The 21,029-nt window shown below is 72.8% G+C and carries 15 protein-coding genes; 10 read left to right on the top strand and 5 right to left on the bottom strand.

What is annotated here, in order from left to right; translation table 11 throughout:
* Window positions 1-55: 55 nt before the first annotated feature.
* Entirely contained in the window at window positions 56-1,801 is a 1,746-nt protein-coding gene (locus R4Z62_RS14335) for a BACON domain-containing protein (RefSeq protein ID WP_491519972.1), read from the bottom strand.
* 197 nt (window positions 1,802-1,998) lie between these two features.
* Between R4Z62_RS14335 and radA the strand changes: the two genes are divergently transcribed.
* Window positions 1,999-3,408: a DNA repair protein RadA gene (radA, locus tag R4Z62_RS14340; protein WP_018568842.1), complete on the top strand. Its 1,410-nt coding sequence runs from the start codon at window positions 1,999-2,001 to the stop codon at window positions 3,406-3,408.
* 92 nt (window positions 3,409-3,500) lie between these two features.
* Complete coding sequence (disA, locus tag R4Z62_RS14345) at window positions 3,501-4,625, top strand: DNA integrity scanning diadenylate cyclase DisA (RefSeq protein ID WP_026252689.1); 1,125 nt, start codon at window positions 3,501-3,503, stop codon at window positions 4,623-4,625.
* A 47-nt stretch (window positions 4,626-4,672) separates the two neighbouring features.
* Here the strand turns inward: disA and R4Z62_RS14350 are convergent, their stop codons facing one another.
* A complete protein-coding gene (locus R4Z62_RS14350; RefSeq protein WP_491519973.1) occupies window positions 4,673-5,512 on the bottom strand; it encodes a hypothetical protein in 840 nt (279 codons plus the stop codon).
* A 207-nt stretch (window positions 5,513-5,719) separates the two neighbouring features.
* On the opposite strand from R4Z62_RS14350, the gene R4Z62_RS14355 reads away from it, so the two are divergent.
* From R4Z62_RS14355 to cseC, 5 genes are all read left to right on the top strand, one after another.
* Complete coding sequence (locus tag R4Z62_RS14355; protein WP_491521874.1) at window positions 5,720-6,772, top strand: HhH-GPD family protein; 1,053 nt, start codon at window positions 5,720-5,722, stop codon at window positions 6,770-6,772.
* Between the two features lie 356 nt (window positions 6,773-7,128).
* Window positions 7,129-7,668 (top strand): SigE family RNA polymerase sigma factor, encoded by a 540-nt coding sequence (locus R4Z62_RS14360; RefSeq protein ID WP_018568846.1) that lies wholly within the window; start codon window positions 7,129-7,131, stop codon window positions 7,666-7,668.
* A complete protein-coding gene (locus R4Z62_RS14365; RefSeq protein WP_079159024.1) occupies window positions 7,656-8,357 on the top strand; it encodes a hypothetical protein in 702 nt (233 codons plus the stop codon). Before R4Z62_RS14360 ends, R4Z62_RS14365 begins: the two co-directional genes overlap by 13 nt.
* A gap of 321 nt (window positions 8,358-8,678) precedes the next feature.
* Window positions 8,679-9,380, top strand: a complete 702-nt coding sequence (gene cseB, locus R4Z62_RS14370) for a two-component system response regulator CseB (protein ID WP_018568848.1) — start codon at window positions 8,679-8,681, stop codon at window positions 9,378-9,380.
* An 11-nt stretch (window positions 9,381-9,391) separates the two neighbouring features.
* The gene (gene cseC, locus R4Z62_RS14375; protein ID WP_064534431.1) at window positions 9,392-10,741 is read left to right on the top strand and encodes a two-component system sensor histidine kinase CseC; all 1,350 of its coding nucleotides are present in this window, start codon (window positions 9,392-9,394) and stop codon (window positions 10,739-10,741) included.
* A gap of 96 nt (window positions 10,742-10,837) precedes the next feature.
* Here the strand turns inward: cseC and R4Z62_RS14380 are convergent, their stop codons facing one another.
* Entirely contained in the window at window positions 10,838-12,403 is a 1,566-nt protein-coding gene (locus R4Z62_RS14380; protein ID WP_491519974.1) for an MDR family MFS transporter, read from the bottom strand.
* A 152-nt stretch (window positions 12,404-12,555) separates the two neighbouring features.
* Here R4Z62_RS14380 and R4Z62_RS14385 point away from each other — a divergent pair, with 152 nt between their 5' ends.
* Window positions 12,556-13,152, top strand: a complete 597-nt coding sequence (locus tag R4Z62_RS14385; protein WP_064534429.1) for a TetR/AcrR family transcriptional regulator — start codon at window positions 12,556-12,558, stop codon at window positions 13,150-13,152.
* Between the two features lie 172 nt (window positions 13,153-13,324).
* On the opposite strand, the gene R4Z62_RS14390 is transcribed toward R4Z62_RS14385, so the two are convergent.
* The gene (locus tag R4Z62_RS14390) at window positions 13,325-13,903 is read right to left on the bottom strand and encodes a M23 family metallopeptidase (protein ID WP_018568852.1); all 579 of its coding nucleotides are present in this window, start codon (window positions 13,901-13,903) and stop codon (window positions 13,325-13,327) included.
* Between the two features lie 454 nt (window positions 13,904-14,357).
* Here R4Z62_RS14390 and R4Z62_RS14395 point away from each other — a divergent pair, with 454 nt between their 5' ends.
* Window positions 14,358-15,053 (top strand): HAD family acid phosphatase, encoded by a 696-nt coding sequence (locus R4Z62_RS14395; protein ID WP_491519975.1) that lies wholly within the window; start codon window positions 14,358-14,360, stop codon window positions 15,051-15,053.
* Between the two features lie 56 nt (window positions 15,054-15,109).
* Window positions 15,110-18,160: an NACHT domain-containing protein gene (locus tag R4Z62_RS14400; RefSeq protein ID WP_491519976.1), complete on the top strand. Its 3,051-nt coding sequence runs from the start codon at window positions 15,110-15,112 to the stop codon at window positions 18,158-18,160.
* Window positions 18,161-18,231: 71 nt separating this feature from the next.
* Here R4Z62_RS14400 and R4Z62_RS14405 read toward each other — a convergent pair whose 3' ends face one another.
* Window positions 18,232-20,757, bottom strand: a complete 2,526-nt coding sequence (locus tag R4Z62_RS14405) for an ATP-dependent Clp protease ATP-binding subunit (RefSeq protein WP_018568855.1) — start codon at window positions 20,755-20,757, stop codon at window positions 18,232-18,234.
* Window positions 20,758-21,029 lie beyond the last annotated feature (272 nt).

Raw genomic sequence — 21,029 nt, forward strand, 5'->3', positions numbered from 1 at the left:
GGAAGGGACCCGGCCGGGGCGGGTCCCTTCCGGAGATCCGTCGCCCTTGTGGTGCTCAGCCGCCCTTCGGGCCCGGTGTCCCGTCGCCGCCGGTGGGCGCGGGCGAGTCGCCCGGGTCGGACGGGGACGATCCGGTGGGCGGCGGGGTGGAGGGGCCCGACGAGGGCGGATCGGTCGTGGGCGGGCCCGAGGGGTCCGCGGTGCCCGTGGGATCCGGTGTGGGGCTGTGCGAACCGTCGCCCGGTGCCGGGCCCGCGGTACGGGTCGGCCGGGGGGCGGTGGGGCTCGGGGCCCGGCCGTGGCCGGAGATGAAGACCACCGCTCCCGCCGGGGTGATCTCCACGCGCGCGTTCCAGGGCCCGGAGGGCTCGCGCAGATGGTCGACGTACACCTTGACCGTGATCGACGCGCCCGGCTCCAGCGTCCCCGAGGAGCGGCTGAAGTACAGCCAGGACGCCTGCGCGGACACGATCCAGCGGACCGGCTCCGGGCCGGAGGCGGTGAGCGTGACGAGGGTCGTGTCGGCGGTGCCCGAGGCGGCGGTCACGGTCAGCGCGCCGTTCGCGCCCTGGGCGTCGCCCGCGCCCGTGTCGCCCAGCACCTCCACCGAGACGTCGGGCCCCGCGCCGCCGGACGGCCCGCCGGGGCGCGTCCGGGCGCTGCCGGTGTTCTCGTAGCCGCCGGTGTCCTCCCCGGCCAGGGCACCTGAGTCGTGCCCCTCGCGCGCGGTGGCGGACGGACCGTCCCGGCCCTCGCCGGTCGGGGTGCCCCGGTAGGCCGCCCACAGGGCCAGCACCGGCGCGGCCACCACGGTGGCGACGACCGTCGTCGTGACCGCACGCGCGCGCAGGCGCTCCCTGCGGGCCGCGCGGTCCTTGGGGTCCATCGGGAATCCGCGCCGGTCCAGGCGCGGCGCGGCGCCCCGCGCGCGCGAGTGGTGCGCCATGGCCAGGCCCAGGGCCGTACGGGGCGCGGCCAGCACGGGCAGCGCGGCCGGGGTGACGCTGGCACCGGGCCAGCGCGCGGGATGAGCGCGCTCGGCGGTGCGGCGGCAGCGCGGGCAGTCGTCGACGTGCCGGACGAGTTCGCGGCGCAGGGCGGTGCCGAGGACGAGCCTGCCGTCGCCGGTGAGCGCGGCGACACCGGGGCAGCCGCCGGCCTCGGCGACGGCGAGCGCCGCGCGGGTGCGCTCCACCTCGCAGGCCGCGGCGGCGAGCAGTTCGCGGGCGGCGGCGGTGCTCAGACCGAGCACGGCGGCGGTCTCGTGGCCGCTCAGGTGGTGGCGCACGGCCAGCTCCAGCGCCTCGCGCTGCTCGGGGGTGGTGCCGGCCGCCTCCGGCCAGGCCAGCAGGGCCAGTTCGCGGCGCCGCTGCTCCTGGACGTCCGCCGGGACGGGCACCGCAGCGCCCGGCCCGGGGCGGTGCCGGGACCCGCCGGGGCGGCCCGCGGCATGGCCCGCCCGGCGTCTGAGCCGGGCCTCGGCCAGCTCGCGCAGACAGGCCCAGCGGGCCAGCGCGTACAGCCACGCCCGGTACTCGGCCGGATCCTGCGGCAGGCGCGGCGCGCGCCGCTCGGCGAAGGCCAGCGCGTCCCCCAGCGCGGCGGTCGCCGCGTCGTGGTCGCACAGCACGGACAGGCAGTAGGTGAACAGGCCGTCGAGGTGGGGGTCGTAGGCGGCGGGCGGGTGCTGCGCCAGGGTGCGCGCGGCAGCGCGGTCGCGCGCCTCGCGCGCCTCGCGGTCCGCCCGGTGCTCACCGGTCGTACGGCTCGTACGGGTCGAGGTCTCCGGACTGCTGCTCATCACCTGTGCGACCGTAGGCGGCGGAGGTTCGTCCGTTCTTCCCTGTTGCGCACTTTTAATCCGTACGGGTGAAACGATCCCTCATACGGGGACGGGCACCGGTGGCTGCTCCCTTCGGGCGCGTGTGTTCGATGCCGTTCGAGCCGGTGGCCGTGCGGACGCCCGCGCTGTCAGTGGCTGCGGCTACGGTCTTACGCATGGCTGCCCGTACGAAGACCACCAAGGACCGTCCGTCCTACCGCTGCACCGAGTGCGGCTGGCAGACGGCGAAGTGGCTCGGCCGCTGCCCCGAGTGCCAGGCGTGGGGCACGGTCGAGGAGTACGGCACGCCCGCGGTGCGTACGACCACGCCGGGCCGGGTCACCACCTCCGCCCTGCCCATCGGCCAGGTCGACGGGCGGCAGGCGACGGCCCGCACCACCGGCGTGCCCGAGCTGGACCGGGTGCTGGGCGGCGGTCTGGTGCCCGGCGCCGTGGTCCTGCTCGCCGGTGAGCCCGGCGTCGGCAAGTCCACGCTGCTGCTGGACGTGGCCGCCAAGGCGGCGAGCGACGAGCACCGCACGCTGTACGTCACGGGCGAGGAGTCGGCGAGCCAGGTGCGGCTGCGCGCCGACCGCATCGGCGCCCTGGACGACCATCTCTATCTGGCCGCCGAGACCGATCTGGCCGCCGTCCTGGGGCACCTGGACGCGGTGAAGCCCTCGCTGCTGATCATGGACTCGGTGCAGACGGTGGCCTCCCCGGAGATCGACGGCGCCCCCGGCGGCATGGCGCAGGTCCGCGAGGTGGCCGGGGCGCTGATCCGCGCCTCCAAGGAGCGCGGCATGTCCACCCTGCTGGTCGGCCATGTCACCAAGGACGGCGCGATCGCCGGCCCGCGCCTGCTGGAGCACCTGGTGGACGTGGTGCTGCACTTCGAGGGCGACCGGCACGCGCGCCTGCGCCTGGTCCGCGGCGTCAAGAACCGCTACGGCGCCACCGACGAGGTCGGCTGCTTCGAGCTGCACGACGAGGGCATCACCGGCCTCGCCGACCCCAGCGGACTGTTCCTGACCCGCCGTGCCGAGCCGGTGCCCGGCACCTGCCTGACCGTCACCCTGGAGGGCCGCCGCCCGCTGGTCGCCGAGGTCCAGGCGCTCACCGTGGACTCCCAGATCCCCTCCCCGCGGCGCACCACGTCGGGCCTGGAGACCTCCCGGGTGTCGATGATGCTGGCCGTGCTGGAGCAGCGCGGGAGGATCAGCGCGCTGGGCAAGCGGGACATCTACTCGGCGACGGTCGGCGGCGTGAAGCTGTCCGAGCCCGCCGCCGACCTCGCCATCGCGCTCGCGCTGGCCTCGGCCGCGAGCGACACCCCGCTGCCGAAGAACCTGGTCGCGATCGGCGAGGTGGGCCTCGCGGGCGAGGTCAGACGGGTCACGGGCGTGCAGCGCCGACTCTCCGAGGCGCACCGCCTGGGCTTCACACACGCACTCGTACCGGGCGATCCGGGCAAGGTGCCGCCCGGGATGAAGGTCCTCGAAGTGGCCGACATGGGGGACGCGCTGCGGGTCCTGCCGCGCTCGCGTCGCCGAGAGGCCCCGCGGGAGCCGGAGGACCGCCGGTAGACTTTGCGCTGGTCCCGCCCGCCCGTCCGGCACGACGTACGCACCGAGTGCGGCGGCGGGGGCGCCCGAAGACCTGCGACCGGAGGAGTGCAGTGGCAGCCAACGACCGGGCAGCAGCTCCCGGAAAGTCCGGTGGGAGCTCCGGCGCCGATGGCCTGATGCGCGCCTCACTGAGCGCCGTGGCACCCGGCACGGCGCTGCGGGACGGACTCGAGCGGGTCCTGCGCGGCAACACCGGCGGTCTGATCGTGCTCGGCTCCGACAAGACCGTGGAGACGATGTGCACGGGCGGTTTCGTGCTGGACGTCGAGTTCACGGCGACCCGGCTGCGGGAGCTGTGCAAGCTGGACGGCGGCATCGTGCTGTCCTCGGACCTGTCGAAGATCCTGCGGGCGGGCGTGCAGCTCGTCCCGGACCCGACGATCCCCACCGAGGAGACCGGCACCCGGCACCGCACGGCGGACCGGGTCAGCAAGCAGGTCGGCTTCCCGGTGGTCTCGGTCTCCCAGTCGATGCGCCTGATCGCCCTGTACGTCGACGGCCAGCGCCGCGTCCTGGAGGACTCGGCGGCGATCCTCTCCCGCGCCAACCAGGCCCTGGCCACGCTGGAGCGCTACAAGCTGCGCCTGGACGAGGTCGCGGGCACCCTGTCGGCGCTGGAGATCGAGGACCTGGTCACGGTCCGGGACGTCTCCGCGGTCGCGCAGCGCCTGGAGATGGTCCGCCGCATCGCCACCGAGATCGCCGAGTACGTGGTGGAGCTGGGTACCGACGGCCGGCTGCTGGCGCTCCAGCTCGACGAGCTGATCGCGGGCGTGGAGCCCGAGCGCGAGCTGGTCGTCCGGGACTATGTGCCCGAGCCCACGGCCAAGCGCTCCCGTACGGTCGAGGAGGCCCTCGCCGAGCTGGACAAGCTCTCGCACGCGGAGCTGCTGGAGATGTCCACCGTCGCCCGCGCCCTCGGCTACACCGGTTCGCCCGAGACCCTGGACTCGGCGGTCTCCCCGCGCGGCTTCCGGCTGCTGGCCAAGGTCCCCCGGCTGCCCGGCGCCATCATCGACCGCCTGGTCGAGCACTTCGGCGGCCTCCAGAAGCTGCTCGCCGCGAGCGTCGACGACCTCCAGACGGTGGACGGCGTGGGCGAGGCCCGCGCCCGCAGCGTCCGCGAGGGGCTGTCGCGGCTGGCGGAGTCGTCGATCCTGGAGCGGTACGTCTAGGACCTGTCCCAGAAGCTCCCCTGCCGGAGCCGGGCCGGTCGCCCGGCTCAGTCCGCCGACAGCACGAACGACGTCTGGAGCTTGCCGTAGCCCGGCACCTTCGCCTCCACCAGATACGTCTTGCCGAGGGCGGCGGAGCCGGAGGGCGGGGTCGCGCACTGCGGGGCGCTCGGCCTGCGGTCCCAGCGCACGGTCGAGGTGACGCCGCTGCCGGCCGGCACCCGGTACAGCAGGCTGCCGGCGGTCTTCGGGCAGTCGGCCGAGGACCAGTAGCCGCCGTCGCCACCGGCCTGGCTGACCGTCAGGACCGCTGTCCTCGGGCCGAGATCGACCTTGCAGTCGCTGCCGGAGGTGTTCTTCGCGATCAGCTCGAAGGCGGGTGTCTCGGTGGGCCCGTAGGAGTTGCGCACACTGCGCAGGCTCAGCCTCACCGCGGAGGCGGTGCAGTCGGGCAGCGTGCTCCCGGCGGGCAGCACCGCGCCCGCACCACCGCCGCCGCCCGTGGAGCCGCCCTTGCCGTCGTCGCCCGCGCCGCCCGCGGACGTGCCCGCGCCGGAGCCTCCCGCGCCCGCGCCGCCCGCGCCGCCGCTGCCGCCCGCCGAGGCGCCGCTCCCGCCGGATTCACCGCCGCCGGACTCGTCGCGTCCGCCGGGGTGTTGACTGATCGCGGGTCCGGACTGGGACGGTCCCGGCTCGATGGCCGAGGGGGTGGGGTTCTTGCCGTTGGCCGCGCCCCCGGCGTCCTTGTGGCCCCCGCCTCCGCCGCCCGAGGTGACGATCCAGATGACCAGCAGGGCCAACAGGGCGGCCACGGACACCAGGACGACCCTCCGTCGCCAGTAGATGGAGGAGGGAAGCGGCCCGACCGGATTGCGCAGAGATCCCACGCCCCAACCCTACGAGAGATCCCGCGCTTCCCCCCGACCCACCCGCCGCGCCGGACGCAACTTTTCCGGATCATCATTTCAACAACGCCCGCCCCGCAGGCCCGCCTTGCGGGCCCGGTGACCGCGCGAAGACGCACGGTGACGAAACGGTCCGCGCCGGTTCACCCGCCCGTGCGCCCCCGCGTGGCAGGATCGAAGGCGACATGACTGCGCCCACACTGCCCCCCACACAGCACCCCCTCCGCCCCGGCCCCCGCTTCCGAGACCCCGACCGAAACCCCGACCGAGACCACGGCCGCCCCCGCCGCCGGGACCGTCTCCGCGGCCGGTCCCGAGACCGGCCCCGAGTCCTCCGCCGCGGTCTCCTCGCCCGTCGGCGCCCCGCTCGGCGAGACCCTGCACACCCAGGTCATCACCTGGTTCGAGGGCAATGCCCGCGACCTGCCCTGGCGGCGCGCCGACGCCGGCGCCTGGGGCGTGATGGTCAGCGAGTTCATGCTCCAGCAGACCCCGGTGAGCCGGGTGCTGCCCGTCTACGAGCAGTGGCTGGAGCGCTGGCCGCGCCCCGCCGACCTCGCCAAGGAGGCGCCCGGCGAGGCGGTGCGCGCCTGGGGCCGGCTCGGCTACCCGCGCCGCGCGCTGCGCCTGCACGGCGCCGCGGTCGCCATAACGGAACGGCACGGCGGCGACGTACCCGCCGAGCACGCGCAGTTGCTGGCACTGCCCGGCATCGGCGAGTACACGGCGGCGGCGGTCGCCTCCTTCGCGTACGGACAGCGGCACGCCGTGCTGGACACCAACGTCCGCCGGGTGCTGGCCCGCGCCGTCACCGGGGTGCGCTACCCGCCGAACGCCACCACCGCCGCCGAACGGCGGCTGGCCCGCACCCTGCTGCCCGAGGACGAGCGCACCGCCGCCCGCTGGGCCGCCGCCTCCATGGAACTGGGCGCGCTGGTGTGCACGGCGAAGAACGAGTCGTGCCACCGCTGCCCGATCGCCGCGCACTGCGCCTGGCGGCAGGCGGGCAAGCCGGAGCACGAGGGGCCGCCGCGCCGGGGCCAGACGTACGCCGGGACGGACCGGCAGGTGCGCGGCAAGCTGCTCGCCGTGCTGCGCGAGGCCCGCACGCCGGTGCCGCAGGCGGCACTGGACCGGGTGTGGCACGAACCGGTGCAGCGGGCGCGAGCCCTGGACGGGCTCGTCGCGGACGGACTGGTCGAGCCCCTGGCGGGCGGCCTGTACCGGCTGCCGCTCACCTGACGGACCTCACCTGACGGACTCCTCCTGACGGGCCGTCACCTCACAGCCGCGTCACAGCCTCAGGGGGCGCCGCGGGTCTCTGTGTCACAGACCCGCGCGCCGATCTGGGGGGCAAATCACCCCATATCCAAGCCAACCGGCCCGGTTCTCTACCCCGTTACGTCGTCCGTTACACAACCGACGTACAGCCGCGCGCTTTCCGCAGGCTGCTTCGGACAACGCCGTGACAACCCCTCCGTAGCTTCATCTTCGTGCCCGACAGGCACCGGGCGGCTGCCGACCACAGCCCGCCCGCATCACAGGCTCGGGGTCCGGCGGGAAACAGGCCGGGAAACGGGGAGCGGAGGCGGTTGATCATGGCGCAGGGTGAGGTGCTCGAGTTCGAGGAGTACGTGCGTACCCGGCAGGACGCGCTGCTGCGCAGCGCACGCCGACTGGTGCCGGACCCGGTCGACGCCCAGGACCTGCTCCAGACCGCGCTGGTGCGGACGTACGGCCGCTGGGACGGCATCGCCGACAAGCGGCTCGCGGACGCCTATCTGCGCCGTGTCATGATCAACACGCGGACCGAGTGGTGGCGGGCGCGCAAGCTGGAGGAGGTCCCCACCGAGCAGCTGCCGGACGCCTCCGTCGAGGACGCCACCGAGCAGCACGCCGACCGCGCGCTGCTGATGGACATCATGAAAGTTCTCGCTCCGAAGCAGCGCAGTGTCGTGGTGCTGCGACACTGGGAGCAGATGTCCACCGAAGAGACCGCCGCGGCACTCGGCATGTCAGCGGGAACGGTCAAGAGCACGCTGCACAGGGCGCTCGCCCGGCTCCGCGAGGAGCTGGAGGCCCGCGATCTGGACGCACGCGCGCTGGAGCGTGAGGAGCGGGAGCGTTGCGCGGCCTGACCGGCGGGGCTGGTACCGGCCCTGAGCCCACCGGGGCCCCAGGGACCTTCCAGGCGGTGAGTACGGCGGTGGCCGTGTTCACCGCCCTCGGGCTTTTGGTGTCCGCCTGCGGCACCGGCGGCACCGGCGCCCGCGACGAGGGACCCGCCGACGCCCCTTCGGTGGCGGGCACCCCGGCCGCGCCCACGCCCAGCCCGAGCGAGACCCCGCGCGCGGTGGACGCGGTCCGGCTGATCAAGGACGACCCGAAGGTCTCGCCCGCCGTCAAGAACGGCCTCAAGCCGTGCGTCGCCGACGAGTACCCTGTCGACGTGTCGTACGGCAAGCTGACCGGCACCTCCGTCGAGGACATCGTGGTCAACGTGCTGACCTGCGGGGACGCGGTCGGGCTCGGTGCCTATGTGTACCGTGAGCGCAAGCAGGGCGAGGGCTACGAGAACGTGTTCTCGGCCGAGGAACCGCCGGTCTACGCCGAGATCGACCGCGGAGACCTCGTCGTGACCAAGCAGGTCTACGAGCGCGGCGACCCGGTCTCGAACCCCTCGGGCGAGGACGTCATCACCTACCGCTGGTCCGGCAGCGGGTTCACGAAGGCGTTCAGCACCCGCAACGAGTACAGCAAGACCGTCGGCGGGGGCGCGAAGGCGACGCCGCCCTCGGAGCCGGAACCGGAACCGGCCGAGCCGTAGCACCGGCCGAGCCGTAGCACCGGCGGCACCGGTCGCGACGGCCCGTCGGCGGCGTGAACCGATCGGGCCTCCCGGTCCGAACACCCCGTGAACGCGGTGCCCCGGCGGGCCCGGCCCGTCGGCGGCGCCCGGCGGACCGGGCGGATCGAGCGGATCGGGCGGACCCCATGAACACAGCACCGACCGGGTAGGCGCCGCACGGACCCGCTCCCCGCGGGACCGGCACGGCACCGGCGGGCACGGCACCGCTGAACGCACCACCCGTCCGGCGCGTCCACCCCCGTGGACGCGCCTGAAGCACAGAGGACTGAGAGCACCGGGATGGCAGACCAGACCCATGTCCTGTTCGTCGAGGACGACGATGTCATCCGCGAGGCCACCCAGCTCGCCCTGGAGCGGGACGGCTTCGCGGTCACGGCGATGCCCGACGGACTGTCCGGCCTGGAGGCATTCCGGGCGCGGCGGCCCGACATCGCGCTGCTGGACGTCATGGTCCCCGGCCTCGACGGCGTCAGCCTGTGCCGCCGCATCCGCGACGAGTCCACGGTGCCGGTGATCATGCTGTCGGCGCGCGCCGACTCCATCGACGTCGTCCTCGGTCTGGAGGCGGGCGCCGACGACTACGTGACCAAGCCGTTCGACGGCGCCGTCCTGGTCGCCCGGATCCGCGCGGTGCTGCGCCGCTTCGGGCACGCCGGCGGCGACCGCGCCGAGGCGGACGCGGCCGGGGTGGACGGCGCGGTGCTGACCTTCGGCGACCTGGAGGTCGACACCGAGGGCATGGAGGTGCGCCGGGCCGGGCTGCCGGTGGGCCTCACCCCCACCGAGATGCGGCTGCTCCTGGAGTTCTCCTCCGCGCCGGGCACCGTGCTGTCGCGGGACAAGCTCCTGGAACGCGTGTGGGACTACGGCTGGGGCGGTGACACCCGGGTCGTCGACGTCCATGTGCAGCGGCTGCGCACCAAGATCGGCCAGGACCGCATCGAGACGGTCCGCGGCTTCGGCTACAAGCTGAAGGCCTGAGCGGGGCGGACATGCGGGGGAACACGCGGCGCCGGCTTCCCGGGCGCCTGGAGCACACGAAGATCCGTACCGGTCTGCGCTGGAAGCTGAGCGCGGCCATCGCGCTGGTCGGCGCGCTGATCGCCGTCGCGCTGAGCCTGGTCGTGCACAACGCCGCGCGGGTGTCCATGCTGGACAACGCGCGCGACCTCGCCGACTCGCGGCTCGTGTACGCCCAGCCGCTCTACGAGCGCCCCGGGCACCGGCCGACCTCCACGATCATCAAGCTCGACGACCCGATGCTGCCGCCCGCGCTCCAGCAGAAGGTCCGGGAGGGCCGCCGGGCCACCTATGTCTCCGACCACCGGGGCGGGGTGCCGGACATCTGGGCGGCCATGCCGATCAAGGGCGGCCATGTGCTGTCCGTGCACACCCACTTCACCGACCGCAGCGCGAACATCCTCCGGGACCTCGACCAGGCCCTGGTCATCGGCTCGATCGCGGTCGTCCTCGGCGGCAGCGCGCTGGGCGTGCTCATCGGCGCCCAGCTCTCGCGCCGGCTGCGCAAGGCGGCCACCGCGGCGAACCAGGTCGCCAACGGCGAGCCGGACGTCCGGGTCCGGGACGCCATCGGCGGTGTCGTACGGGACGAGACCGACGATCTCGCGCGCGCGGTGGACGCCATGGCGGACGCCCTCCAGCAGCGGCTGGAGGCGGAGCGGCGGGTCACCGCGGACATCGCGCACGAGCTGCGCACCCCGGTGACCGGGCTGCTGACGGCGGCCGAGCTGCTGCCGCCCGGACGCCCCACCGAACTGGTCCTGGACCGGGCGAAGGCCATGCGCACGCTGGTCGAGGACGTCCTGGAGGTGGCCCGGCTGGACGGCGCCTCGGAGCGGGCCGAGCTCCAGGACATCATGCTCGGCGAGTTCATCGCCCGCCGGGTGGCGGCCAAGGACCCGGACGTCGAGGTGCGGGTGGTGCACGAGTCGATGGTCACCACCGATCCGCGGCGCCTGGAGCGGGTGCTGTTCAACCTGATCACCAACGCCTCCCGGCACGGCAGGCCGCCGATCCAGGTGACCGTCGAGGGCCGGGTCATCCGGGTCCGCGACCACGGCCCCGGCTTCCCCGAGGCGCTGCTCGCCGAGGGCCCGAGCCGGTTCCGCACCGGCAGCGCGGACCGCGCCGGGCGCGGCCACGGCCTCGGTCTCACCATCGCCGCCGGGCAGGCCCGGGTGCTGGGCGCCCGGCTCACCTTCCGCAACGTGCGGCCCGCGGGCGCCCCCGAGCACGTACCGGCCGAGGGCGCGGTCGCCGTCCTGTGGCTCCCGGAACACGCGCCGACCAACACGGGCAGCTACCCGACCCTGCCGGAGTGACCCACCGGTCCCCACGCGGCGAAGGCCCCCCGGCGACGGCCGGGGGGCCTTCGTGCGGTGCGGGCGGCGGCGTGTCCGTGTCGCCGCCCGCACCCGCTACATCTGTGCCTCGACCGCCGTCTCGGCCGGGGCCGGTCCCGCGCCCTTGAGCGGCACCTCCTTGACGAACACCGCCGCGATCAGCGCGACGACGCCGACCACGGAGCCGAGCAGGAACGCCGAGTGCGTACCGGAGGACACCGCGTGCTGGTAGGCCTCGCGGGCGGCGACCGGGAGCTTGGCCAGGCTCGCCGCGTCGAGCTGGGCGGACTTCTCGGTCATCTTCGAGCCCGCGGCGCCGGCCCGCTCCGTCATCTCGTGCTGGACCCGGTTGTTGAACAGCGCGCCCATGATCGCCACGCCGAAGGACGAGCCGAGCGTACGGAAGAGGGTGGTGGACGAGGAGGCCACGCCCATGTCCTTCATCTCCACGCTGTTCTGCGCGACCAGCATGGTGACCTGCATCAGACAGCCCATGCCCGCGCCGAGGACGGCCATGAACAGGCCCGAGGTGAGCCGGGTGGTGCCGGTGTCCATCAGGGACAGCAGGTAGAGACCGACGACCAGGAGGACGCTGCCGACCACCGGGAAGACCTTGTACTTGCCGCTGCCGGTGGTGACCCGGCCCGCGACCATCGACACCACCAGCATGGCGCCGAGCATCGGCAGCAGCAGCAGACCGGAGTTGGTCGCGGAGGCGCCCTGCACCGCCTGCTGGTACAGCGGCAGGAAGAGCACCGCGCCGAACATCACGAAGCCGGTGACGAAGCCGATCAGCGACATCAGGGTGAAGTTGCGGCTGCGGAAGATGTGCAGCGGCACGATCGGTTCGGCGGCCCTGGTCTGCCAGAACACGAACCCGACGAGCGCAACCACGCCGATCCCGATCAGTTCCATGATCCGCGCGGACGTCCAGGCGTACTCCGTGCCGCCCCAGGTGGTGACCAGCACGATGGAGCTGATGCCGAGGGTGAGCAGCGCCGCGCCCACGTAGTCCACGCGCGCCTGCGAGCGCTTCTTCGGCAGGTGCAGCACGGCGCTGACCGCGACCAGCGCCACCGCGCCGAGCGGCAGGTTGATGTAGAAGGCCCAGCGCCAGCCCCAGTTGTCGGTGATGGTGCCGCCGACCAGCGGGCCGCCGATCATCGCCAGCGCCATGACACCGGCCATCATGCCCTGGTACTTGCCGCGCTCCCGGGGCGGGATCAGGTCGCCGATGATGGCCATGACGCCGACCATCAGACCGCCGGCGCCCAGACCCTGGATGGCGCGGAAGCCGATCAGCTGGCCCATGTCCTGCGCCATGCCGCTCAGCGCGGAGCCGGCCAGGAAGATCACGATCGAGGTCATGAAGGCGCCCTTGCGCCCGTACATGTCGCCGAGCTTGCCCCACAGCGGCGTGGCCGCGGCGGTGGCGAGCGTATAGGCGGTCACCACCCAGGACAGGTGCTGGAGCCCGCCCAGCTCGCCGACTATCGTCGGCATCGCGGTGCCCACGATCATGTTGTCGAGCATCGCGAGCATCATGGCGATCATGAGCGCGAGCAGGACGACCCGCACGCTCTTCGGTTGTGGACCGGCGTCCGCGCCGGTCTTGGTGTCCGCTGTCGCTGTGTCCGCCATCGTTCCCCAGCTCCCCCAGGTGCCTGCCTACTTACTTGCCGACCGGCAAGTTACTACACTCGGGAAGGTAGAGCTTAACTAGCCGGGCGTCAAGTAAGTTCCCGCCGGCCTGTCGGCAGGTAAATTTCCCGGACAGCGCGAGGAGTACGAGGATGGGCGTCACGATGGACGGCACGAAGCAGCAGCGCCGCGGCAACACCCGCCAGCGCATCCAGGACGTGGCCCTCGAACTCTTCGCGGAGCAGGGCTACGAGAAGACGTCCCTGCGCGAGATCGCCGAGCGCCTGGACGTCACCAAAGCGGCTCTCTACTACCACTTCAGAACGAAGGAAGAGATCGTCGTCAGCCTCTTCGAGGATCTGACACAGCCGCTCCAGGACCTGATCGTGTGGGGCCGGGAGCAGCCGCACACACTGGAGACCAAACAGGAGATCGTCCGCCGCTACAGCGAAGCGCTCGCCGGGGCGTCACCGCTGTTCCGCTTCATGCAGGAGAACCAGGCGACGGTACGGGAGCTGCGCATCGGCGAGAGCTTCAAGGACTGGATGCGCGCCCTGCGGGACATCATCACCGACCCGGAGGCGAGCCTGACCGACCAGGTCCGCTGCATCAGCGCGCTCTTCACGCTGCACGCCGGCATGTTCGTGATGCAGGACCTGGAGGGCGACCCGGAGGAGCGGCGCAAGGCCGTCCTGGAGGTCTCCATCGATCTGGTGACCCAGGCCCATCGGGGCACGCACGGCGCCTGAGCGGGCCGCACGGCTCCGGACCGCAGCGAACCGCGCACCCCCCGGACAGCACTGCACCGCCCCACCGCGGAAGCGACGGGACGGCACAGTGGTGAAACGTTCAGCCAGGCAGACTCGGGGCCCGGCGGGCCTTCGGCCGGTGGCCGGTGGCCGGTGGCCGGTGGCCGGTGGCTCAGACCTTCACGCCGTGGGCGCGCAGGAAGACGACCGGGTTGACGGCGGAGCCGTAGTTCGGGGTGGTGCGGATCTCGAAGTGCAGGTGCGGGCCGGTGCTGTTGCCGGTGTTGCCGGACTTGGCTATGTGCTGCCCGGTGGTGACGACCTGGCCGACCTTCACGTCGATGCGGGAGAGGTGGGCGTACTGGGAGTACAGCCCGTTGGCGTGCTTGACGACGATGGCGTTGCCGTAGGCCGGACCGTCACCGCCGCCGTTGGGGCCGGCCTTGACGACCGTGCCGCCGTGCGCGGCGACGACGTTGGTGCCGATCGGCACGGCGAAGTCCTGGCCGCTGTGCTTGTGGGCCCAGTGGCTGCCGCCCTGGTTGAAGCTGGCGCTCAGGGTGTAGCTCTTGACCGGGTCGACCCAGGCCGCCGCCGACTTGGCGACGGTGGCGGTCGGGGCCGCCATCTCGGCGGCCGACGCGGCGCCCGCACCCACTGCGGCGGTCACTCCCAGGCCGGCGGCCAGGACGGCGGCACGGGTACGGAGCTTGGTCGCACGGGAAGAACGGACGGTGGCGCGCTGGAACATCGAAACCTCTGAGGGTGGGGGACGTGTGGACCACCCGGGACGCAGGTGCTGCGCCGGGCGGGGCCCCACCTTGGTAACCCCGCCGGTCACCGGCCCTCAAACACCCCCACTACGACACGAACTAGTAACAGCGGGCAGTGATACAGCTCTCTTGACACCTCGGGCATCCGGGACAAAACCGCTGTAAAACCCTCACACCCCTCCACCCCGGTGGACGAAATGTCCGGTTTAAGGGCGCCTGTCCCCTACTAAGTGCCCTAGTGCGGGCGCAAACGCCTGTGCCCCATGTCACCGGTGGACCCCCCTGGCGCGCCTTTTCCTGTGACCGGGCTCATGTGGTGCCCGTCTCAGCAGAGTTACCCGCAAGTAATCATTCGGTTCCCCTCCCGCTACCCGCGCGCACGAGCATGCTCCCAGCCCATCCCCAGCGCTGAGCACGCGAGAGGACCCCTCCATGACCCCAGGCACCTGGACGCGCCGCACCGGTACGACCGCCCTCGCCGCGGTCGCCGTCGCCGCACTGGCCGTCCCGGCGGGCGCCGAGGCCGCGGCCGGCGCCCCGGCGCCCGCCCCGGCCGCCACCACCGCCGCGACCGCCCCCGCCGTGTCCGCCCCCGCGACCGCCACCACCGCGCCCGCCGCCACCGCGCCCGGGAAGGTCGACCACGCCACCTGGCAGCGGGACTGCCAGGCCGTGATGGACCAGGCCCTGCCCTATCTGAAGCAGCGCATCGCGCACGGCGCCCCCGGCGAGAAGCGGGCCGTCGTGTTCGACGTCGACAACACCACCCTGGAGACGGACTTCGGCTTCACCTGGCCCCAGCCCGCCAACAAGCCCGTACTGGAGGTCGCCCGGTACGCCCAGGAGCACGGCGTCGCGCTGTTCTTCGTCACCGCCCGCCCCGGCATCGTCAAGGCCCCGACCCGCTACAACCTGGAGCACGACGGCTACCGCGTCGACGGCCTCGCCGTGCGCGGTCTGTTCGACCTGTTCAAGAACGTCGCCGACTACAAGACCGCCCAGCGCGCCGGCATCGAGGCCGACGGCTACACGATCATCGCGAACATCGGCAACAGCGCCACCGACCTGTCCGGCGGCCACGCCGAGAAGACGTTCAAACTGCCGGACTACGACGGCCAGTTGTCCTGACCCTCCGGCCAGGGCATAGGCTCCAGCCGTTCGCGACATCACGGGGGGTGCGGCGGATGGAGCCCATGGCACTCGGCGGCAGACTGGCGTCCGGTCTGATCGCGCCGCTGGTCAAGAAGCTGTTCGTGGCCGAGGGGCCGGGCGCCGCACTGGTGGACCGGCCCGTGCGGATGAGCGACCTCGTCTCCTTCCGCGGCGAGAAGCGCTCCCTGGGCGAGAAAGAGGTGCGCGGACTCGCCGGACGGCTGGTCGGCGGGGCCGCGGACCCGCCGGGCGAGCCGCCCTTCCCGCCCGGCGAGCAGGACGCCGTCACCGACGCCCTGGCCGCGCGCCTGCTCGCCCTCGGCGACCTCGGCATGGACGACGTCCAGGCCGTACGCCTGGGCCACCGCGAACTGGCCCGGCGGCTGTCCGGGGCGGCTCCCGCCGCCCACGGGCTGTCCGCCGACGCCGCGTACTTCCTGGACAGCGCCACCGAAGGGGCCTGCCTGCACATCCTGGAGTTCTTCACCCGCCGCTCCACCTTCATCGCCCGCACCCTGGTGGAGCAGACCCGGACCCAGTCCGAGCTGATCGCCCGGATCGACGAGCTGATCGTCCGCACCCCGCGCCCCGACGCCCGCGACACCGCCTTCGAACGCCGCTACCTGACCCACCTGGCCCAGCGGCACAACCACATCACCATCTACGGCATCGACCTGCGCGACTCCCCCGACCGCTGGCCCCTGGAAGTGGCCTATCTGAGCCTGGAGGCCACCGGCGCCCAGGAGGACACACCGGACCCGGCACCGGAGGACCACGCGGTCGCCGACGCCGCCCGGCTGCCGGCCGAGGAGGCGCTGCGCGCCGACCCCCGCGTCCTGCTGCGCGGCGACGCCGGATCCGGCAAGACCACCCTGGTGCAGTGGCTGGCCGTCACCGCGGCCCGCGACGGCGACCGCGTCCCCTTCGTGCTGCCCCTGCGCACCCTGGTCCGCACCGGCCCCCTCCCCGCCCCCGTCGGCTTCCTGAAGGCGGCCGGCTGCCCGCTCACCGAGCCGGAGGGCTGGGCCGAGCGCGTCCTCACCGCGGGCCGGGCCCTGCTCCTGGTGGACGGCCTGGACGAGATCCCCGCCGCCGACCGCCACCGCACCCGCGACTGGCTGGGCGCCCTGCTCGCCGCCTACCCCGGCAACCAGTGGCTGCTGACCTCCCGACCCACCGCCGTACGCCCCGACTGGCTGGCCCAGGAGGGCTTCCGGGAACTCACCCTGGCCCCGATGCGCGACACAGAGGTCGCCACCTTCGTCCACCGCTGGCACCAGGCCGCGTGCGCCCCGGAGTACGCGGGCGCACTCATCGACTCGCTGCGCACCAAACGCGATCTGGCGCGCCTGGCCACCAACCCGCTCATGTGCGGCCTGATCTGCGCCCTGCACCGCGAGCGGCGCGGCTATCTGCCCACCGGCCGCAAGGAGCTGTACGACGCCGCCCTCGCGATGCTGCTGACCCGCCGGGACCGCGAACGCGGCCTGCCCGGCACGGACGAGGTGGACCTGGGCGAGGAGGCGGCCCTCGAACTCCTCCAGCGCCTGGCCTACGCACTGGTGCTGAGCGGCCGCACCGAGATGGACACCGAGACCGCCGAGGGCATCGTGGAGCGCCGCCTGCCCTCGCTCGCCCTGTCCCCCGACCCCGCCACCGCCTCGGCCGTCCTGCGCACGCTGCTGCTGCGCAGCGGACTGCTGCGCCGCCCGGCCGAGGGCGCCGTGGACTTCGTGCACCGCACCTTCCAGGACTACCTGGGCGCCCGCCACGCCGTGGAGGAGGGCCACCTCGACCTGCTGGCCGACCGCGCCCACGAGACCCAGTGGGAGGACGTCGTCCGGATGGCGGTGGCCCATGCCCGCCCCCGCGAGCGCGCCTCGGTGCTGCGGCGGCTGCTCGCCCGGGACACCCCGCGGCTGGCCCTGCTGGCGCTGGCCTGCCTGGAGCACACCCCGGCGCTGGAACCGGCGGTGCGCGCCGAGGTGGAGGCCCGCACCGCCGCGCTGATCCCGCCGCGCACCCCCGAGGACGCCAAGGCGCTGGCCGAGGCGGGCCCCCTGGTGCTGGAGCTGCTGCCGGGGCCCGAGGGACTGACCGACGCGGAGGCACTGGGCGTCACGGTCACGGCCTCGGTGCTCGGCGCGGACGAACCCGCGGGCGCCCTCGGCGTGCTGCGCCGCTTCCGCTCCCACCCGGACCTCGGCGTCCGGCGCCAGCTCGTCGGCACCTGGCGCCGCTTCGGCACCGAGGAGTACGCGGCCGAGGTCCTGGACCACCTCGAACGCGACGACCTCCTGATCACCTGCGAGACGGACGCGCAGCGGGCGGCACTGGCCCGGATGCGGCCCTGGCAGCGGGTGACCTTCCGGGGCGCGCACCCGGCCGCGGAAATGGCCGCTGCCGTCCCCGGGCGCGACGGCGTACGCCTCCTGGACCTGTGCGACAACCCGCTGATCGACGACCTGGGCGCCCTGCTGCCGTTCTCCGGGCTCGACGGCCTGTGGCTCAGGGGCTGCGGCTGGGCCCACGGCCTGGACCGGCTCGCCCCGCTGCCCCTCACCGACCTCGCCTTCGGGGAGATCGCCGATCTGTCCGGGCTCACCGCGCTGCGGCGGCTGCGGCGGCTCTCCCTGGACCAGCTCCTGCCCGACGGCGACCTCACCGGCGTACTGCCCGCGGGCGCCCCGCTGCAGCACCTGCACCTCGGCACCGTCGCCCTGATGCGCGGCCACGCCCTGCGCGGGCTGAGCGCCTGGCCCACCCTGGCCTCGCTCAGCCTCGGCGACCCGCACGGGTTCACCGGGGCCGACTGGCGGGAGGTGGCCGCGCTGCCCGCGCTGACAAGCCTCGTCCTGCGCCGGCTCACGCTCGAACACGGCCTGCGGACCATGCCGGAGCTGCCGGGCGTACGGGACCTCAGGCTCACCTCGCGCCACGACGCGCACCTTCTGCGCGTCCTGGCCGAACGGCTGCCGCACGTGCGCCGTGTCGTCTTCCGGTCCCGCTGGGACTACGCCGACCAGCGCGAGCTGCACACCCAGCTCTTCCCGGCGGCCGAGATCACCTACCTGCGCTCCTGACCGCGCCCGCGCAGGGAAAGGGCCGGTGCCCGAAGGCACCGGCCCTTTCCGTCACGCGTCGTCCCGCGGGATCACGCGTCCTTGCTCAGGTTCGGCCCGGCTCCGCCGGCCGCCTGCTCGATCGGCGGGGCGTCGGGCAGCGCCGACTTCTCCTCACCCCGGAAGGTGAAGGTCTTCTCGTCGCCCTCGCCCTCGGTGTCCACGACCACGATGTGACCGGGGCGCAGCTCGCCGAAGAGGATCTTCTCCGAGAGCGTGTCCTCGACCTCCCGCTGGATCGTCCGGCGCAGCGGCCGGGCGCCCAGGACCGGGTCGTAGCCCTTCTTGGACAGCAGCTCCTTGGCGGACTGGGACAGCTCGATGCCCATGTCCCGGTCCTTGAGGCGCTCGTCCACCTTGCCGATCATCAGGTCGACGATCCGCAGGATGTCGTCCTGGGTGAGCTGCGGGAAGACGACCACGTCGTCGACGCGGTTGAGGAACTCGGGCCGGAAGTGCTGCTTCAGCTCGTCCGAGACCTTGTTCTTCATGCGCTCGTAGTTGGTCTTCGTGTCACCCGTGGCCGCGAAGCCCAGGTTGAAGCCCTTGGAGATGTCCCGGGTGCCGAGGTTGGTCGTCATGATGATGACCGTGTTCTTGAAGTCCACGACCCGGCCCTGGGAGTCGGTCAGGCGACCGTCCTCCAGGATCTGCAGCAGCGAGTTGAAGATGTCCGGGTGGGCCTTCTCGACCTCGTCGAAGAGGACGACCGAGAACGGCTTGCGGCGCACCTTCTCCGTCAGCTGGCCGCCCTCCTCGTAGCCCACGTAGCCGGGGGGCGAACCGAAGAGACGCGAGACCGTGTGCTTCTCGCTGAACTCCGACATGTCGAGGGAGATCAGCGCGTCCTCGTCACCGAAGAGGAACTCGGCGAGCGCCTTGGACAGCTCGGTCTTACCGACACCGGACGGACCGGCGAAGATGAACGAGCCACCGGGACGCTTCGGGTCCTTCAGACCGGCGCGCGTACGGCGGATCGCCTTGGACAGCGCCTTGACGGCGTCGACCTGGCCGATGACCCGCTTGTGCAGCTCGTCCTCCATGCGCAGCAGACGCGAGGACTCCTCCTCGGTCAGCTTGAAGACCGGGATGCCGGTGGCCGTGGCGAGGACCTCGGCGATCAGCTCGCCGTCGACCTCGGCGACGACGTCCATGTCGCCGGCCTTCCACTCCTTCTCCCGCTTGGCCTTGGCGGCCAGGAGCTGCTTCTCCTTGTCGCGCAGGGAGGCGGCCTTCTCGAAGTCCTGCGAGTCGATCGCGGACTCCTTGTCGCGGCGGACGCCCGCGATCTTCTCGTCGAACTCGCGCAGGTCCGGCGGCGCGGTCATCCGGCGGATGCGCATCCGGGAACCGGCCTCGTCGATCAGGTCGATCGCCTTGTCCGGCAGGAAGCGGTCCGAGATGTACCGGTCGGCCAGCGTGGCGGCCTGCACCAGGGCCTCGTCGGTGATCGAGACGCGGTGGTGCGCCTCGTACCGGTCGCGCAGGCCCTTGAGGATCTCGATGGTGTGCGGCAGGGACGGCTCCGCGACCTGGATGGGCTGGAAGCGGCGCTCCAGGGCCGCGTCCTTCTCCAGGTGCTTGCGGTACTCGTCCAGCGTGGTGGCGCCGATGGTCTGGAGCTCACCGCGGGCCAGCATCGGCTTCAGGATCGAGGCGGCGTCGATGGCGCCCTCGGCGGCACCCGCACCGACCAGCGTGTGCAGCTCGTCGATGAACAGGATGATGTCGCCGCGGGTGCGGATCTCCTTGAGCACCTTCTTCAGGCGCTCCTCGAAGTCACCGCGGTAGCGGGAGCCGGCGACCAGCGCGCCGAGGTCCAGGGTGTAGAGGTGCTTGTCCTTGAGGGTCTCGGGCACCTCGCCCTTGACGATGGCCTGGGCGAGGCCCTCGACGACGGCGGTCTTGCCGACGCCGGGCTCACCGATCAGCACCGGGTTGTTCTTGGTGCGGCGGGACAGCACCTGCATGACCCGCTCGATCTCCTTCTCGCGCCCGATGACCGGGTCGAGCTTGGACTCGCGGGCGGCCTGGGTGAGGTTCCGGCCGAACTGGTCGAGGACCAGGGACGTCGAGGGGGTGCCCTCGGCAGGGCCGCCGGCGGTGGCGGTCTCCTTGCCCTGGTAACCGGAGAGCAGCTGGATCACCTGCTGCCGCACCCGGTTGAGGTCGGCGCCCAGCTTGACCAGGACCTGGGCGGCGACGCCCTCGCCCTCGCGGATCAGGCCGAGCAGGATGTGCTCCGTGCCGATGTAGTTGTGCCCCAGCTGGAGGGCCTCGCGGAGCGACAGCTCCAGGACCTTCTTGGCACGGGGGGTGAAGGGGATGTGGCCCGAGGGCGCCTGCTGGCCCTGGCCGATGATCTCCTCCACCTGCTGGCGGACCGCCTCGAGCGAAATCCCGAGGCTCTCAAGGGCCTTGGCGGCGACACCCTCACCCTCGTGGATCAGGCCCAGGAGGATGTGCTCGGTGCCGATGTAGTTGTGGTTGAGCATCCGGGCTTCTTCCTGAGCCAGGACGACAACCCGCCGCGCGCGGTCGGTGAACCTCTCGAACATCGTTAATCGCTCCTCAGAGCGGTCAGGCAGTGGGGGGAACTTCCCCTCCCTGTCCTTCCGCAGCTTAGTCCCGCAAGCGGGGACCGCTCATTCCAACTGCCGACACCGTCGATGGCCTCCTGACCCCGAACGCCGACATCTGCTCCAACCCGATGGTGCGAGACGATGTTCCCGCAGGCCAGGCAGTTACCCCAGTCGCCAGTACGCCGATGGCGAACGTGAGACTCCTCTGCCCGGGGTGCGGCCTGCGTGTCGCCCCCTCCCACTAGGCA

Source organism: Streptomyces sp. PL-25, from assembly GCF_058344915.1.